The sequence below is a fragment of the Sedimentibacter sp. MB35-C1 genome (genome assembly GCF_030913635.1).
GTDB lineage: Bacteria > Bacillota > Clostridia > Tissierellales > Sedimentibacteraceae > Sedimentibacter.
In genome coordinates this window covers 2352242-2369057 of sequence record NZ_CP133188.1, presented here as the reverse complement: position 1 = coordinate 2369057, position 16816 = coordinate 2352242, and the positions used below count along the sequence as shown (strand labels likewise).

Genomic DNA, 16816 nt, shown 5'->3' with positions numbered 1-16816 from the left:
GCTAGCTTTTATTAATTTAGTTACAAAGGAGGTAACATGTTAAAACAATTTTTAATTGAAGCATGCTCTAATCAATTTGTTTCCGGATTTGAGCATTCAAGCACCGAAATGCTGAAAGAATATTTCGAACCATATACAGACTCCTGCGAAAATGATAAAATGGGCAGTTGTATATTTAAACAAGATGGTATGAAGGAAACAAGAATAATGCTAGCAGCACACATTGATGAAATTGGGCTGATGGTAACAAAAATACTTGACAACGGTTTTTTAAGCTTCACATCAATAGGGGGTATCAATCCAGCATCTCTGGTTGCCCAGGAGATAACAGTATACGGAAAGGAAACTGTCTTTGGAGTGATAGGGATCAAACCTCCTCACGTCACTTCTGCAGAGGAAAGAAAAAAGCCGCTGGAATTGAAGGATTTATACATAGATACCGGATATTCAAATGATAAACTTAAGAAATTGGTAAGTATAGGAGATATAGCTGTTGTTAAAAGAGAACCGGTATCACTTCAGGGAAGCATAGTCTCAGCAAAAGCGCTGGATGACCGAGCATGTGTAGCGGTAATGCTTGAAACAGCAAAAGAATTAAGAAAACTTTCACATAAAAGCAACATATATTATGCTGCAACGGCACAGGAAGAAACTGGTTACAGGGGATCAACAACAGCCAGCTATAAAATAAACCCTGACATAGGGATTGTTCTTGACGTTGATTTTGGAATGGCTCCAGGCATGCCCCCAGAAACATGTAAGTTAGGCAAAGGGCCCATAGTTGCTTTTGGAGGAAGATTGAATCCGAAATTGACAAAAAAATTTATTGATGTCTGCAAAACATACAATTATCCTATGCAATATGAGGCATCTCCTGGAAAAACAGGAACTGACACCGAGGCAGTTCAAATAAACAGAGAGGGTGTCCCATGCATACTATTATCCATTCCTCTGCGATACATGCATACATCTGTGGAAACAATAGATATAAAAGATGTTGAGACAACTGGCAAGGCAATAGCTCGTTTCATAAATGAGCTGGATAATTCTGATTTGGAGGAAATATTATGTTTTTAAAAGAATTAACTGAACTTTCCGGCGTATCAGGTTGTGAATATGAAGTGAGAAATTATATAAAAAATAAGTTAAATGATATTGGCTGCGAACACTACGTTGATAAGCTGGGAAATATTATTGCACATAACAAAGGTAAAAAAAATAAGACCATTATGATTGCCGCACATATGGACGAAGTAGGGTTAATTGTTTCTCATATAGATTCTGACGGTTTCATTAAGTTTCAGGCTGTGGGAGGAATAGACCAGAGAATTCTAAACTCAAAGATAGTATTGGTAGGAGATAATAAAATTCCCGGAGTAATAGGATCAAAAGCTGTTCATTTGATGAGTTCCGAGGAAAGAGGGACATCACTGCCAATAGATAAGCTTTATATAGACATTGGAACATATTCAAAATCAGAAACAGAAAAGCTTGTAAGCATAGGAGATTATATTGTTTTCAAAAGCGATTATGTAGAATTTGGCGATGGACTCATAAAAGCAAAAGCATTGGACGACCGGGCAGGCTGCAGCGCTTTACTTGAAGTTTTAAGTATGAAACTTGATGCTGACTTTTATGGTGTATTTACTGTAATGGAAGAAGTGGGGTGCAGAGGAGCACAGACTGCAGCTTTTGCTCTGGAGCCGGATTATGGCATAGTTCTTGAAGGGACTGTATGTGCCGACATGCCTGAGATAAAAGACTATTCCAAAGTAACTCGTATAGGCATGGGAGCTGCTTTATCATTAATGGACAATTCAACGCTTTATGATATCGAAGAAGTGCGAAGAGTAGAAAATATTGCTTTGAAAAACAATATTTCATACCAGTTCAGAACATCATCTGCCGGAGGAAATGACGCCGGACCAATACATAAAACAAAAGAAGGAGCAAAAGCAGTTGCAGTTTCAATACCGTGCAGGTACATTCATTCGCCTGCAAGTGTTGCCAGTATAAATGATTATAACAGTGTTGTAAGCCTTACAAAGGCACTAATCTTAGAGAATCAGAAAGGGGAATAAAATGAATTTTAACAGCGAGTTAATGAAAAAACTATCAGATTGTTTTTCACCTTCGGGGCGAGAAAAAAACGTTCGAGAATTTATTTTAAATGAAATAAAAGATTATGCAGACGAAATAAAGGTTGATGTGCTTGGAAATGTAATTGCAAGAAAAAAAGGAAACGGCAAAAAAGTATTATTTTCCGCACATATGGATCAAATAGGTTTGATTATTACACACGTTGATGAAAAAGGATTTCTTAGATTCTCTAATGTCGGAGGAATTCATGCAAAAGATATAATAGGCCTCAGAATGATCTTTGACAACGGTATGGAAGGTGTAGTGTGTTCGGAAAAAGTAAAAGAAAAAGAGCAAGTTGAGATGAGCAATCTATTTCTGGACGTTGCTTCAACTTCAAAGGATTTCGTAAAATCCAACTTCAAGATAGGAGACATGTGCGTTTTCCAATCCCATTATTATGAGACTGAAGATTGTGTAATATGCAAGGCGGCAGATGACAGAATAGGATGTTACATATTGATAGAAGCATTGAAAAACCATTCTAAAACAGATAATGACGTATACTATGTATTTTCAGTTCAAGAGGAGGTTGGATGCAGAGGAGCAAAGACTGCAGGATACAGCATAAATCCAGATTTAGCTATAGCTCTTGATGTTACCGCAACAGGCGACTCAAAAAATGGAATAAAAATGGATGTTAAACTTGGAGAAGGTGCTGCCATTAAACTAATGGATAAATCAATGATAACTCATCCGGAAGTAAAAACTCTCCTTACAGGTCTTGCAGAGGAACACAGTATAAAATATCAGTATGAAGTTCTTGAATTTGGAGGAACAGATGCAGGTCCAATACACACAACAAGAGAAGGAATCCCAAGCGGTGTTATTTCAATTCCAACCAGAAATCTGCATTCTTCCGGAGAGATTTTCAATAAATCAGACGTACTTGAATGTATTAAACTAGTTAGTGCCACAGCATCAAAATAGTAATCAAAGTATAGCTGGAACGGCACTTACTGTGCCGTTCAGAGTGATTAAAACTAGAAGCTTTAAAAGACTATTTTCAAAAATATTGTTATTCAATAAGAAAATTTGATATAGATTTAATGATATTGGATACACATTGCATCAAACCGCATTATATCAGTAAATATGATATAAAAATGACAGGAAATATTTTGAAAGATCAGGAATTTAATCTTGCAATTGAGCAAGATAACGGTAAAACATACGGTATTATTCTTCTGAACAAACAGATTTCTGCCGGAAATAAAATGTTTTTTGCATATAATGTACTAGGAAAACCTGTAAGCATGGCACTGGCTGAAAAATATCATAATACTGTTTACATATCCAACGTTTATACTACACCTTCGGAAAGACGCAAAGGTTACGGCATGGCTGTAATAAATAAGATTATTTTACATTATAGTGATTGCTTTATCTATTTATACACTAATAACCCGGAAGCTGCAAACATTTACAGAAAATTAGGATTTTCGGATAACCACTTAAAGTCATGGTGGGCAATAAAAGGCTCACTTCCGGATTGGTGCAGCACAAACAATAAGAAAGAACAGTAAACTGTGATTTAAAGTAAGCATAAAAATTATATTGAAAGGAAACTGGAAAAATGATTGATTATAATTTATTAAAAAATGTTGAAATTAAAACCTTACATAATGCATTTGTAAATGCATTCTCCGACTATCAGGTTAAAATTGATTTACCTTTGGTTAAATTTCAGAATATGCTTACAAGAAGGGGATACAACCCTAAAATTTCAATGGGTGCATTTGATAATAACGAATTGGTTGGATTTGTTCTAAACGGGTTGCGAAACTATAACGGAAAGCTTACAGCCTATGATGTAGGAACCGGCGTAGCAGGCAGTTATAGAAAACAGGGAATAACAAGCAATTTAATCAAACAAATTAAGGCACTTTTAATAGAATCCGAAGTTTCTCAATATCAGCTGGAAGTTATTAAAACAAATACTTCGGCATTCGAATTATATAAAAAGTCAAAATTTGAAATAGTGCGTGAACTTGAATGCTTTAAATTGGACAAGAGCAGTTTTACCGCTTCTCAAATATACGATGTTAAGCATATCGATGAAATACGCCAAAGCGATTGGAAAGAATTTTGTGAATTTTGGGATTTTAATCCCTCTTGGCAAAATTCTGCAGATTCAATCAATGCAGTTCATGACTTATTCTGCTATTCCGTCGTATATATAGACAATACATTAGCCGGTTACGGAATTATAGAAAGAAAAACAGGAGATATAGCTCAGATAGCGGTAAATAAAAATTTCAGGCGCAAAGGAATTGCAGCCAGTATTATCGCAGATTTATTAAACAATACTGAATCAGATAAAATTGCCATACTAAACGTAGATTCAGAATGCAGTTCGCTGATTAGTTTTTTATATGAGATGGGCTTCGAACACCACATCGGACAATATGAAATGATGTTAACTTTATAAATAATATAAGGGGGATTTATGAGCATAGTTAGTTCATTTGATATAAATTCAGAGGAAGTGTTAAAGGCAACTGACGTAGTAAAAAAATCAGACAGATTTCCGAAAACTGTTGTAGTGACATTTAAAGATAAGGTGCTTGAACTTGTAAAAGAAATGAACGGTTCAAAGTGCATAGGTGAAATGAACATGGGCTATACGATTCCTATATATGAAGTCACCTATAAAGGTAAAAGCATAGCCGTATACAACACTCTGCTGGGAGGTGCCGGATCGGCTGCATGCATGGAAGAAGTAATTGCAAGAGGCGGAGAAAAATTTATTTTTTTTGGTTCCTGCGGTACTCTTGATAAAAATATTGCTCCAGGTCATTTTATAATTCCTTCAGATGCTTACAGAGATGAGGGAACCAGCTACCATTATGCTCCTGAAGGGGATTATATAAATGTTAAAACTGCCAGCAAAATTTCAGAAATTTTTGAGGAATTGAAACTTCCCAATATTATAACAAAAACATGGACTACGGATGCTCTGTACCGAGAAACAAGAGGTAACATGGAAAAAAGGAAATCAGAAGGATGTCTTGCCGTTGATATGGAATGTGCATCTGTTATGGCAGTCGGACAATTCAGAAACGTCGATGTCTTCCAGTTTCTTTACGCGGAAGATACCTTGGACGGCATATGCTGGGACTCAAGAACAATGGGAAAAGTGCCTTCGGACACATATGATGCATATCTTCGTACAGCTCTCAATATAGCCGCAATGCTATAATAGCAGCTGAAATTCATAATTTTTAGATTTAAAATTATACTGGGAGTACAATATTGAATATAACTATTAGAGAATTAAATATAAATGAAATAACTACTCATTTATTCGCAAATTTTAACAGATATCAAGATGTAAAAAAATGCTGGCGCAAAGAAAACGGCAAATGGCAGTTAAAGGATATTGCTTTTGTTGAGCAGTGGACTTCTGAGGAATATGAGTATCTAGTCAAATGTCTTCAGAATACAATAGCTACAGGAGGCAGAGTTATCGGTGCATTTTGCAATAATTTGCTTGCAGGATTTGCATCTGTTGAAAATAATTTGTTCGGTGGGCAAAATGAATACTTGCAGCTTTCAAGCATTCACGTATCATTTGATAAAAGGGGGATAGGAATCGGTAAAAAATTATTTTCCTTGTCCTGTAAAAACGCAAAGGAGATGGGGGCAAAAAAGCTTTATATATCTGCACATTCTTCACAAGAAACGCAAACATTTTACAAATCACTTGGATGCAGGGAAGCTGAGGAATATAACAAAAAAATGGTTGAAAATGAACCATTTGACTGCCAACTGGAATTTAGATTAACCTAAATTATAGAATGTTGTAATTATAATAAGGAGGTTACACATAATGAAAGAGTTAAACATTAATAACGAAAAAGTAGTAATCAGAAAGACTGACAAATCAGATGCAAAAGCGTTGGTAGAATACATGAACTACATAGGCAGTGAGTCTGACTTTTTATCGTTTGGTGCAGGACAGTTCGGCATGAGTGCAGAGCAGGAAGAAGAATATATTGAAACAGTATTAAAAAAAAATAATGCCCTGTCCATTATTGCGGAAGTAAACGGAAAAGTTGTAGGAAACTTGACTTTCAATGCAGGGAACAGACAAAGAACAGAGCATACAGGAGAATTTGGCATAAGCGTTTCAAAAGCTTACTGGGGATACGGTATAGGTGAAGAGTTTATTAAATATATGATAAACTGGAGCAAGGGCTCGGGAATAATCAGAAAAATTAATTTAAGAACCAGAAGCGACAATGAACGCGCAATAAAATTATATAAAAAACTTGGTTTTACCGAGGAAGGAATTATAAAGAGGGATATATGTATTAGCGGAAAATTTTATGATTCCTTGCTTATGGGCATGCTTATAGATTAAAAACAAAGGTAGGATGCTATGACAAATGTAGAAATACGGGAAAGAACTGTTGAAGATACGCAAGAATTTTGCCGCTTTCTTAATACTCTTGATAATGAAGCCAGATATATGCTGTATGAGAAAGGGGAACGAATACTAGATCTGGATCTTGTAAGAAATAATATCCAAAGTATTATAAACAATAAGGATGCATGTTATGTTGCTTTAATTAACGGAAGCATAATAGGGTTTATTATTGCTGTAAGAGAAAAATTTATCAGGACTAAGCATTCTGCCGTCATAGTTGTAGGAATTCTTGAGAAATATTGCGGAAGGGGAATAGGCAGTGAATTATTTCATCAAGTATTTCTGTGGGCATCAGAAAACGATGTAAAAAGGCTTGAACTTACGGTTGTAAGCCACAATAAGAGAGCCCTTTCATTGTACAATAAGTTAGGTTTTAAACTTGAAGGTACAAAAGAAATGTCTATATTAATAGACAAAAAATACTGCAACGAATATTTAATGGGAAAACTATTATTTTAATTATAATTTAAGGTTTCGGGGGTATTTATGAACAACACTAATGGATCGATAGACAGACTGGCAATTCCATTAATTTTAGTGTCATTACCTTTGACATTCATGGATTTGCTTCTTCCAATGTATACAATGAGTCTTGGATATACACCAGTACAAATTACAGGGCTCTTTTCCATTTTTTCATTTTTTTTAGTTTTAATGAGGCTTTATGTAGGAAGAATATCAGATAGGTATGGAAGGAAGACCGTACTTATAGCAGGGCTGCTGCTATATGCATTATCATATTTGCTATATTCCTATTCCAAAGATATAGGTCATCTTTACACAGCACGCGTTTTTCAATCTATAGCAGGTGTATGCCTCAGTATATCATGCTTCAGTATGGTGGCTGACCTGAACAACAACCTGGGACATAATTATGGAAAAATCGGCGGATATGAAGAAAAAGGAGGCCTTGTAGGTGTGGCCCTTTGCTTCATTATATTTAATTACTCTGATTTCATGGATGGTTGGTCTTATATCTTTAAAATTTGTTCGGCAGCCGCACTCATTTCAACAATATATTCAATTATTTTTATTAAAAATGTAAAATATGATTATACTAATACGAAATTTAATTTTAATTTTTTAAAGCAAAATATATTAATATTAAATTTAATAATTAAGATTTTTACAAGTATTGTTTCATCAATATTTGTTTTGTACATAGCCAATAAATTTAATTCGGATTTGCTGGAAACAGGAATTGCTTTTTTAATTCCGGCAGTTGTAATTGCATTTGCTTATGAAAAGCTCGGAAAAATCAGTGATACAATCGGTAGGTATAGAGCAGTTAAAACATCACTTATTATGCTTGTTTTATGTTTAATTGTTCTTACAGCTATTAAGAATATCTACACATTTGGCATTTTCTGGACAGTTTATTGCATAGCCGTAGTCTTGCTTGATATTTCATTAAAAGGAATGTTTTCATCTGATATTATGGAATCACGAGGTACAGCAATCGGTAAATACACAATGGCGGGAAACATAGGAACAATTATCGGACCTGTTGCAGCAGGACTACTTTTTCAAAATAATATAGCTCTTCCTTTTATAGTTAGCTCTGCAGCTTTTGCGGTTATGTTGCTTACAATGAATAAATGGTTTAATGTTTTGTCAGTAAAAAAAAGTTAAATTATATTTTTGGAGGAAAACGATATGTTTCATAAAATGAGAAGAAAAGACAAGCAAATGTCTGCTGAAGAAAGTATAGAAATATTAAAAAGGGGCGAAGTAGGAATACTATCTACAATATGTGAAAATGGATATCCATATGGAGTACCTTTAAACTACGTTTATTTAAACAACAGCATTTATTTTCACTGTGCAAAGGACGGACAAAAGCTTAGTAACATAAAAAATAGCAGCAAAGTTTCATTTTGCGTATATCATGATGTTGAATTACTGCCTGAAAAATTTGATACTAATTACAAAAGTGTAATTTTGTTCGGAAAAGCCTCTGAAGCCTGCGAAGAAGAAAAATATAATGCGCTTGTGGAATTAATTAAAAAATATTCTGGTGACTATCTTGATAAGGGACTGGAGTACATAGATAAAGCAAAAAACTCAGCAAAAGTTTATAAAATAAGCATAGATCATGTTACAGGAAAAACGCAGAAATAATAAGAATATATTAATCTTGAATATACTGTTGCGGCTCTCACATATGTGGTATAATTTTTAATAATGGTAATAATAAGTAAATAATAATTTTTTAGTTTCCGAGGATATCATGCATAATTCAAAAAAACAATGGATTTTTTTAATGATATTGATTTCTTCTTCTGTAATTACTTTTGCAGTTAATCAATTTATTAAAACTGTCTATGACTTAAATATTTATGAATATATAAAATACTCGCAGGACTTTTCAACAGAGGAAACTGAGTATCTGGATGAAAAAGGTGTATTATATTATTGTACTGATAATAATGCACCTCCGTTTTCGTTCCAAGATAAATATACCGGCAGGTATAAAGGATTCATACTGGACTATGTGTCAGCATTGTCCATCGAGTTAAATACTCAGATCGAATTTGTTCCGAAAATTTGGGAAGAAGCAGTGCAAAGTGTTGTGTCCGGCGAATCCGATATGATAGAATTATTTAAAAGTAAAGAAAGGGAAGAATATCTGTCATTTACAAAAAGTATATACAAGCTCAGAGCAATAGTTATAACCAGAAGTGATAACAATGAAATCACAAATATATCAGATATAAACGGACACAAAATCGCAATAGAAGCCGGTGATTATGCCGCCAGTTATACGGCAAATAACATGCCGGATGCTGAAATCATCACTACCGTTGATTATCTTGAAGCCATTAATAAACTCCTTAGAGGAGAAGTTGATGCAATAATCGGTGATGAACCCATAATTATATATTTTATGGGTGATTTAAGCATAGAAGATAAAATTAATATATTGAGCGAACCACTGTATGAATTGGATATATGCATAGGGGTAACCAAGTCAAAGCCCGAACTGGTGAACATTCTTAATAAAGCCATACTTGATTTAAAAAAGAGTGATTTCGCGCCTAAAATTCAGCAAAAATGGTTTGGCCTTTCAACACCGGTGCATAAAGACAGATTAAATGCTCAGGTTATGTTTCTACTGATAATAGTATTGTTATTTCTTGCAGCTATAGCGGGATGGATTTCTATATGGACCTATTTTTTAAAAAAGCAGGTAAAAAAAAGAACCATTGAGCTTACGAAAAGCAAGAACGACCTTCAACTAACTTTCGATGCATTGTCTGATTTTTTAATTGTTTTGGATAAATACGGACGCATTGAATACATAAATAAATCATTTACTGATATGCTTCATAAAAACAAATATGATCTTATAGGATGCAGCTACAATAATATTCCGCTTCTTGATACAATTGATATAAAACTGATTAATAAGGTAAGTGAAACAGTGTTTAACGGCAGGCACTATAATTACTATATTACTGTTCTTGAATCCGAAAAAAACAGACTTCTTATATCGATAGAAGATAATACAAACGAAATAATAAGCAGAACACAATTGCTGCAGCAAAATAAAATGATAGCTGTCGGCCAGCTGGCATCAGGTTTAGCTCATGAAATTAGAAATCCTTTAGGAATAATTAGAAACTATTCATATGTACTTAAAAGCAGGATGCCTTATAGAGATGAATTGATGGATAAGGCTTTAACAAGCATTGAATCCGCAGTTCTTCGCGCAAGTAAGATGGTTGAAAACCTCCTTAATTTTTCAAGAAAAAATGATGATATTAAGTGTATACCACTAAAGAAAACAATTAATGACATTATTGCATTGGAAAAAGAATCCATAACAGCTAAAAATGTTAACGTCACTGTTATATGTGATGACAGTATAGAATTTTACACAAGGCTGGAATCTCTTACGCATATAATATTAAACCTTTTGTCAAATGGAATTGATGCCGTATCATATGGAGGAACTATAACAATCAGCTGCAGTACATGCAGAAATTATTTATATATAATTTTTAAAGATGACGGACAAGGAATTGAAAAACATAATTTAGAACACATATTTAACCCGTTTTTTACCACAAAGAATGTCGGTAATGGAACAGGATTGGGTTTGTTCATAGTCTACAATGAGCTTTCAAAAATAAACGGAGAAATAAGTGTTGAAAGCAGAGCAGGCGAAGGAACAGAGTTTAAATTAAAATTTAAATTAGAGGAAAAATAAAATGGTTGATTTTAGAATATTGGTTGTCGATGACGAAGAAGACTTCAGAGATGTTTATAAAATTATATTTGAAGATAAAGGATACGAAACATATGTAGCAATATCTGCTGAAGAGTGCTTATCAATAGTTAAGGAGCAAAGCTTTGATCTGATTATTACCGATTTGAAAATGCCCGGTATGGATGGAATTGAGCTTTTAAAATATTTAAAAGAAAGCAATATACCATCAGAAGTAATAATAGTAACAGGCTTTGGTACGATTGATTCTGCCGTAAACGCCATGAAACTTGGAGCATTCAGCTATTTCATAAAAGGAAGTGACCCCGAAGTAATACTCAAAGAAATAGAGAAGCTCGTAAAAATTAAAACTCTGGAAAACAGCAATAGGGCAATACGCGCGAAACTTAATAATTTTGATTATCTAATTGATTCCAATAATGCTAAATTTAAGAACATGCTTAAAATAGCAGAGAAAGCTGCTGCAAGCAATTCCAACATTCTTATACTTGGAGAGTCCGGAACGGGAAAAGAAGTTATTGCTAAGTATATACATCAGACGAGCGGAAGAAAGAATGAAAATTTTATTGCTGTAAACTGTCAAGTTTTTTCAGAAGGTGTTTTGGAATCAGAATTATTTGGACATGAAAAAGGCGCCTTCACAGGAGCAATAGAAAAACGTGTGGGAAGATTTGAGGAAGCCGATAACGGTACTCTTTTCCTGGATGAAATAGGAGAACTTTCGCTGAATACACAAGTAAAGCTTTTAAGAGTCTTGGAAAGCAGGACATTTGAACGAATAGGAAGCAACAAAAGTATTTATGCAGATATTCGCCTCGTAAGTGCGACAAATAAAAAGCTGTCCGAAGAAATCAAGGACGGTAAATTTCGTGAAGATTTATTTTACCGTATAAATACTATTACCATAGAGGTGCCTCCTCTTAGAGAAAGAAAAGAGGATATACCTGAATTAATTCGTTTTTTTCTTAATCAAGCACAAAAAGAAATGAAAAAGAAAATAAGTAGAATAGAAGATGGTTTAATAGAATCATTAATTATTTACGATTTTCCCGGAAACATAAGAGAATTGAAAAACATTATTGAAAGACTTGTTGTATTAAGCGAAAACGGTACTATCAGAAAAGCTGACCTTCCTGATTTAAGAATTTTTCGAGATGAAAACCTCGAAGTAAAGACACTGAAAGATGTAAGACAAATTGCAGAAACTAAGTATATTAAGTACATTCTTGAAAAGTGCAACGGTAATATAACTAAGGCAGCAGAAATGATGGACATAAGCAGAAGACAACTTTTTAATAAAATTGCAGAATACGGCCTAAAATAATAAAGTAGGCAAAAAATTTCACTCGCATGGAAAAAAATTGCCCAAATTAATAACTTGAAATATTTTTTTAAATATTTCAAGTTATTTTAATTTTATGAAAGCGTTGCTACAAGTCGGGTATACGTTAACTTAGCGAATTTTGTCTAAAACTGGCATGGTAATTGCTGAATGTTATATGTGAAATAATTTATTAAATACTTGGAGGTATATTAATGAAACAAGAAAAGGTTGTAAGAAAACCTTACTTATGGGAAGCTTTGCTTTCTTTTGGATTTTTAATTATTGTAATGGGAATAGGCATAGCTAAATACGAAGCTAATCCCCACATCCCAATGTTGATAGGAACTTTGTTTTCTGTATTAATAGCATTCAGATTGGGCTATTCATGGAATGAAATTGAAAAGTCAATGTTTGACGGTATTTATAAAGCTCTGCAAGCCATAATTATACTGGCCATCATAGGCGTTCTTATAGGTACATGGTTGTTAGCAGGTGTTGTTCCAAGCATGATTTATTACGGGCTTGCCATTTTAAAACCGAGCATTTTCCTGGTTGCCACTGTTATTATATGTTCAATTACATCACTGGCAACAGGTACAAGCTGGGGTACAGCAGGCACTATAGGAATAGCACTGATGGGAATATCAAAGGGATTGGGAATACCTGCTCCCGTAGCTGCCGGAGCAATAATTTCCGGAGCATATTTCGGCGACAAAATGTCACCACTGTCAGATACTACAAACCTTGCTCCTGCAGTTTCAGGAACTGACGTATTTACTCACGTAAAGGCAATGCTTCCCACAACTGTAACAGCATATGTAATTGCTCTTGTAACATTTTTGATTTTAGGATTTCAATATTCTGGTACATCTTCAGATGTTACGTCCATAACAGCAATACGTGACGGTTTATCATCAAGCTTTAACATTTCACCGCTGCTTTTACTTCCTCCTCTTGCGGTTATCCTTGCAATGGCATTTAAATTGCCGGCAATTCCGGGTATAGTAATCGGTATTATTATAGGGGGAATTGAAGGAGTTATATTCCAAGGAGCAGACTTTGGTGCAATTTTAACTGCAGCTTACGATGGGTTTACTTCAGAAACAGGTGTTGAAATAATTGATGAACTTCTTACTGCCGGAGGATTAAGCGGAATGATGTATTCTATTTCTCTTACCATAATAGCTATGATGTTCGGCGGAATAATGGAAAAAACCAACCAGTTGGAAGTTATCGTTAATAAAATATTAGAAAAGGTTAAATCAACAGGCGGACTAATTGCAACAACAGTATTAACCTGCATAGGTTCCAATGCAACTATGCCTGAGCAATATATTTCAGTAGTTTTACCGGGCAGAATGTACCATCAGGCTTATATGAAAAAAGGACTTCATCCTAAAATGCTTTCAAGTACACTGGAAGGCGGCGGAACTGTCACTTCATCACTTATACCATGGAATACATGCGCTGCATTCCTGTATAGTGTATTAGGGGTTTCTGCAGTAGAATATGCTCCTTATGCAGTATTTAATTATATGATGCCAATCGTAGTTATTATATTTGGATTCTTAGGCGTGTTTGTATACAAATTAGCAGATGATCCAGACACAGTTATAGGCGAAGTAAGCGTAGAAGAATAACATATTAATAATAAGAATAATATCACAAATTATGGAAATACTGTAATTTGTGATATTTTTTTATTTGGAGGTAATATGATAGTAGGAATTCCCAAGGGGTTGTTATATTACAAATATAATCCTTTTTTATTTACATTCTTCACTGAGCTTGGAGCAAATGTAGTCGTTTCAGAAGACACCAACAAGAACATTTTAGATCTAGGAGTAAAACACTGCGTAGATGAGGCTTGTCTTCCCATTAAAATATTTCATGGCCATGTAGCATCTATTAAAAACAAATGTGAATTAATGGTTATACCAAGAGTTATGCAACTTGAAAAAAACGAATATATCTGTCCAAAATTCTGCGGCCTTCCGGAAATGGTGCTCAATAGCATTGCTGGTATGCCTCCGGCAATAACAGAGCCGATTTATGCTTATTCAAAAAATTCTTTGTATAAATGGGCTAAAACTGCCGGCAAGTATGTAACTTCAGATATTTTCAAAATAAGGCGTGCTTTTAAATGCGCGTATGAAGTTCAAAGTCAACACAGAACGGGAATAAACAGTAATCAACATGATATTAAAATAGCACTTGTAGGCCACCCTTACAATGTTTATGATAATTTCAGCAATATGAATTTGGCAGCTAAACTTGACAAGCTTGGAATTTCCGTAGAAACCATGGAATTTACTAATGATTTTTTGATAAATATGGAAATCAATAATTTATATAAAAGACCTTTTTGGACCTACGCAAGGGAAAACTATGGCTTTGCCATAAATGCAGTCAAAGAAAAAAGGTTTGACGGGATAATATATATATCGTCTTTTAATTGTGGAATAGATTCTATAATTATAGAACTCATAAAGGATAAAATAGGGAACTTTCCTCTGCTGATATTAAAGCTTGACGAGCACACAGGGGAAGCAGGCATTGATACAAGAATAGAAGCATTCAGCGATATGCTCGAAAGGAGAACCAAACATGAAAGCAACATTCCCACAAATGGGTAATATATATATTGCAGCCAAGGCTCTGTTTGAAGGTTTAGGGATAGAATATGTTATTCCTCCAAAATGCAGCAAAACAGACTTGGATATAGGTTCACTTCATTCACCCGAAGAAATATGCCTGCCTTTTAAGCTAATGATAGGTAATTATATCCATGCTATTGAAAAGGGAGCTGATACCATAATTTTGGCAGGAAGCTGCGGGCCATGCAGGTTCGGAGAATATTGTGAGCTCCAAATGAATTTATTGAAAAGTATGGGCTATAATATGAATTTTATTGTTATTGATTATCCAAAAGATATAGGAATGATGGAACTCTATAGAAGAATCCATAAAATATCATCTGAAAGCAAAAAAAATACTATTCAAAAAATAAATGCCTTATTAAATGCATTAAAGGTATTAAATTTAATGGATGAAATTGAGGAAACAGCCCATATGTATGCTGGATTTGAAAGAAACAAAGGAGAATGCAAAAACCTTCTTATTGAATGCAAAAAAGATACATTGGAATGTGATAATGCTTACAGTATGATAAAAATTATGAATCAATATAATCAAAAATTAAATCACTTATCCGTCGATATAAATAAAAATCCTTTAAAAATAGCAATTATCGGAGAAATTTACACCATAATTGAACCTTATTCAAATTTTTATATAGAAGAAAAACTTATGGATTACGGGGTTTCCTCGAGCAGAAAGCTTACTCCAAGCTGGTGGGTTAAAAATGCTGCTCTTAGTCCTTTAAAAATAAACTCGTTAAAAATACGTAAAAATGCCAAGAAATATATACCTATAGGCATCGGCGGACATGCAGTTGAATGTATAGGTGAAGCCGTAACCGCCAGCAAAAATGGATTTGATGGGGCAATACAAATTTTACCCATGGGCTGCATGCCGGAAATTGTCAGCAAAGCAGTTCTTCCAACAATTTCAAAAGATTTGGATTTTCCTGTAATGTCCTTGATCGTAGATGACATGGACGGAGAAGCAGGTTATATAACAAGAATGGAGGCTTTTATAGATTTACTTGAAAGGAGAAGAAAAAATGCACTATCTGGGTGTTGATGTCGGATCAGTAAGTACCGATCTCGTTATGATGGATGAGAACCTTAACGTAACAGAAAAAATATATCTTAGAACAAAAGGCAACCCTATTAAAGCAATTCAGGATGGATTTAAAATATTAAAAAATAAATATCATAAAGGAGATATAGCCGCAGCAGGAACAACAGGCAGCGGCAGAGCAATTGCAGCTTCCATAATAGGAGCCGATGCAGCTAAAAATGAAATTACAGCTCATGCAACTGCCGCCTTGGAAACTCATAAAAATGTTAGAACTATAATTGAAATAGGTGGACAGGATTCAAAAATAATACTTCTCAATAACGGTATTATTTCTGATTTTGCTATGAACACGGTATGCGCAGCAGGAACAGGATCGTTCCTTGACCGGCAAGCCGAAAGGCTGGATATAAATATAGAAGAATTCGGAGAATATGCTTTAAGAGCAACTTCCTCTGTGAGGATAGCGGGGAGATGCGCTGTATTTGCAGAGTCAGATATGATACATAAACAGCAGCTAGGTTACAATCAGCCGGAGATAATAAGAGGATTGTGCGATGCTCTTGTGAGAAATTATTTGAATAACATAGCAAAAGGAAAAGCAATATTTCCAAAAGTTCTGTTTCAAGGAGGGGTAGCCGCTAACAGAGGAATGAAGGCATCCTTCGAAAATGCTTTAGGATTTGAGATTTTTGTTCCCGAGCATTACAACATGATGGGAGCTATCGGTGCCGCCATCATGGCAAAGTTCGCCGTAGAAAAATCAGGCAAAACAAATTTCAGAGGATTTGAGCTTGCAGATAAAAATATTTTTTCAAGAAGCATGGAATGTGAAGGATGTTCAAACAGTTGTGAAGTAGTGAAAATATTTGAAAACAATAACATAATAGGGTATTTTGGTGATAGATGCGGCAAATGGTGCAACAAACTTCAGCATACTTCAAAAGATCTTCTTGCATAGAACAAAATATAAAACCAGAGATCGATC

General features: G+C 34.5%; 17 protein-coding genes. All 17 read left to right on the top strand.

Going from position 1 to position 16816, the window contains the following annotated elements:
* Positions 1 to 36: 36 nt before the first annotated feature.
* The 17 genes from RBQ61_RS11295 (at position 37) to RBQ61_RS11215 (ending at position 16789) form a co-directional block, all read left to right on the top strand.
* Entirely contained in the window at positions 37 to 1077 is a 1041-nt protein-coding gene (locus RBQ61_RS11295) for a M42 family metallopeptidase (protein ID WP_308137421.1), read from the top strand.
* Complete coding sequence (locus tag RBQ61_RS11290; RefSeq protein ID WP_308137420.1) at positions 1068 to 2081, top strand: M42 family metallopeptidase; 1014 nt, start codon at positions 1068 to 1070, stop codon at positions 2079 to 2081. The genes RBQ61_RS11295 and RBQ61_RS11290 overlap by 10 nt, the downstream gene beginning before the upstream one ends.
* A gap of 1 nt (position 2082) precedes the next feature.
* Positions 2083 to 3069 carry a M42 family metallopeptidase gene (locus tag RBQ61_RS11285; RefSeq protein ID WP_308137419.1) on the top strand — a complete coding sequence of 329 codons (987 nt, stop codon included), beginning with the start codon at positions 2083 to 2085 and terminating at the stop codon, positions 3067 to 3069.
* A 176-nt stretch (positions 3070 to 3245) separates the two neighbouring features.
* Positions 3246 to 3665: a GNAT family N-acetyltransferase gene (locus RBQ61_RS11280; protein WP_308137418.1), complete on the top strand. Its 420-nt coding sequence runs from the start codon at positions 3246 to 3248 to the stop codon at positions 3663 to 3665.
* 50 nt (positions 3666 to 3715) lie between these two features.
* Positions 3716 to 4570 carry a GNAT family N-acetyltransferase gene (locus tag RBQ61_RS11275; protein WP_308137417.1) on the top strand — a complete coding sequence of 285 codons (855 nt, stop codon included), beginning with the start codon at positions 3716 to 3718 and terminating at the stop codon, positions 4568 to 4570.
* A gap of 18 nt (positions 4571 to 4588) precedes the next feature.
* Complete coding sequence (locus RBQ61_RS11270; RefSeq protein WP_308137416.1) at positions 4589 to 5341, top strand: nucleoside phosphorylase; 753 nt, start codon at positions 4589 to 4591, stop codon at positions 5339 to 5341.
* Between the two features lie 50 nt (positions 5342 to 5391).
* Positions 5392 to 5931 carry a GNAT family N-acetyltransferase gene (locus RBQ61_RS11265; protein WP_308140113.1) on the top strand — a complete coding sequence of 180 codons (540 nt, stop codon included), beginning with the start codon at positions 5392 to 5394 and terminating at the stop codon, positions 5929 to 5931.
* A 40-nt stretch (positions 5932 to 5971) separates the two neighbouring features.
* Positions 5972 to 6505, top strand: coding sequence for a GNAT family N-acetyltransferase (locus tag RBQ61_RS11260; RefSeq protein ID WP_308137415.1), 534 nt, complete (start codon positions 5972 to 5974; stop codon positions 6503 to 6505).
* 18 nt (positions 6506 to 6523) lie between these two features.
* The gene (locus RBQ61_RS11255) at positions 6524 to 7030 is read left to right on the top strand and encodes a GNAT family N-acetyltransferase (RefSeq protein WP_308137414.1); all 507 of its coding nucleotides are present in this window, start codon (positions 6524 to 6526) and stop codon (positions 7028 to 7030) included.
* Between the two features lie 27 nt (positions 7031 to 7057).
* Positions 7058 to 8203, top strand: coding sequence for an MFS transporter (locus RBQ61_RS11250; protein WP_308137413.1), 1146 nt, complete (start codon positions 7058 to 7060; stop codon positions 8201 to 8203).
* A 24-nt stretch (positions 8204 to 8227) separates the two neighbouring features.
* Positions 8228 to 8692, top strand: coding sequence for a pyridoxamine 5'-phosphate oxidase family protein (locus RBQ61_RS11245; RefSeq protein ID WP_308137412.1), 465 nt, complete (start codon positions 8228 to 8230; stop codon positions 8690 to 8692).
* Positions 8693 to 8801: 109 nt separating this feature from the next.
* A complete protein-coding gene (locus RBQ61_RS11240) occupies positions 8802 to 10784 on the top strand; it encodes a transporter substrate-binding domain-containing protein (RefSeq protein WP_308137411.1) in 1983 nt (660 codons plus the stop codon).
* Between the two features lies 1 nt (position 10785).
* Positions 10786 to 12126 (top strand): sigma-54 dependent transcriptional regulator, encoded by a 1341-nt coding sequence (locus tag RBQ61_RS11235; protein ID WP_308137410.1) that lies wholly within the window; start codon positions 10786 to 10788, stop codon positions 12124 to 12126.
* A 212-nt stretch (positions 12127 to 12338) separates the two neighbouring features.
* Positions 12339 to 13766 (top strand): Na+/H+ antiporter NhaC, encoded by a 1428-nt coding sequence (gene nhaC, locus RBQ61_RS11230; protein WP_308137409.1) that lies wholly within the window; start codon positions 12339 to 12341, stop codon positions 13764 to 13766.
* A gap of 75 nt (positions 13767 to 13841) precedes the next feature.
* Positions 13842 to 14762 carry an acyl-CoA dehydratase activase-related protein gene (locus tag RBQ61_RS11225; protein WP_308137408.1) on the top strand — a complete coding sequence of 307 codons (921 nt, stop codon included), beginning with the start codon at positions 13842 to 13844 and terminating at the stop codon, positions 14760 to 14762.
* Positions 14734 to 15831, top strand: a complete 1098-nt coding sequence (locus RBQ61_RS11220; RefSeq protein ID WP_308137407.1) for an acyl-CoA dehydratase activase-related protein — start codon at positions 14734 to 14736, stop codon at positions 15829 to 15831. The genes RBQ61_RS11225 and RBQ61_RS11220 overlap by 29 nt, the downstream gene beginning before the upstream one ends.
* On the top strand, positions 15812 to 16789 hold the full coding sequence (locus RBQ61_RS11215; protein WP_308137406.1) for an acyl-CoA dehydratase activase: 978 nt from the start codon (positions 15812 to 15814) through the stop codon (positions 16787 to 16789). The genes RBQ61_RS11220 and RBQ61_RS11215 overlap by 20 nt, the downstream gene beginning before the upstream one ends.
* The last annotated feature ends 27 nt before the right edge of the window (positions 16790 to 16816 follow it).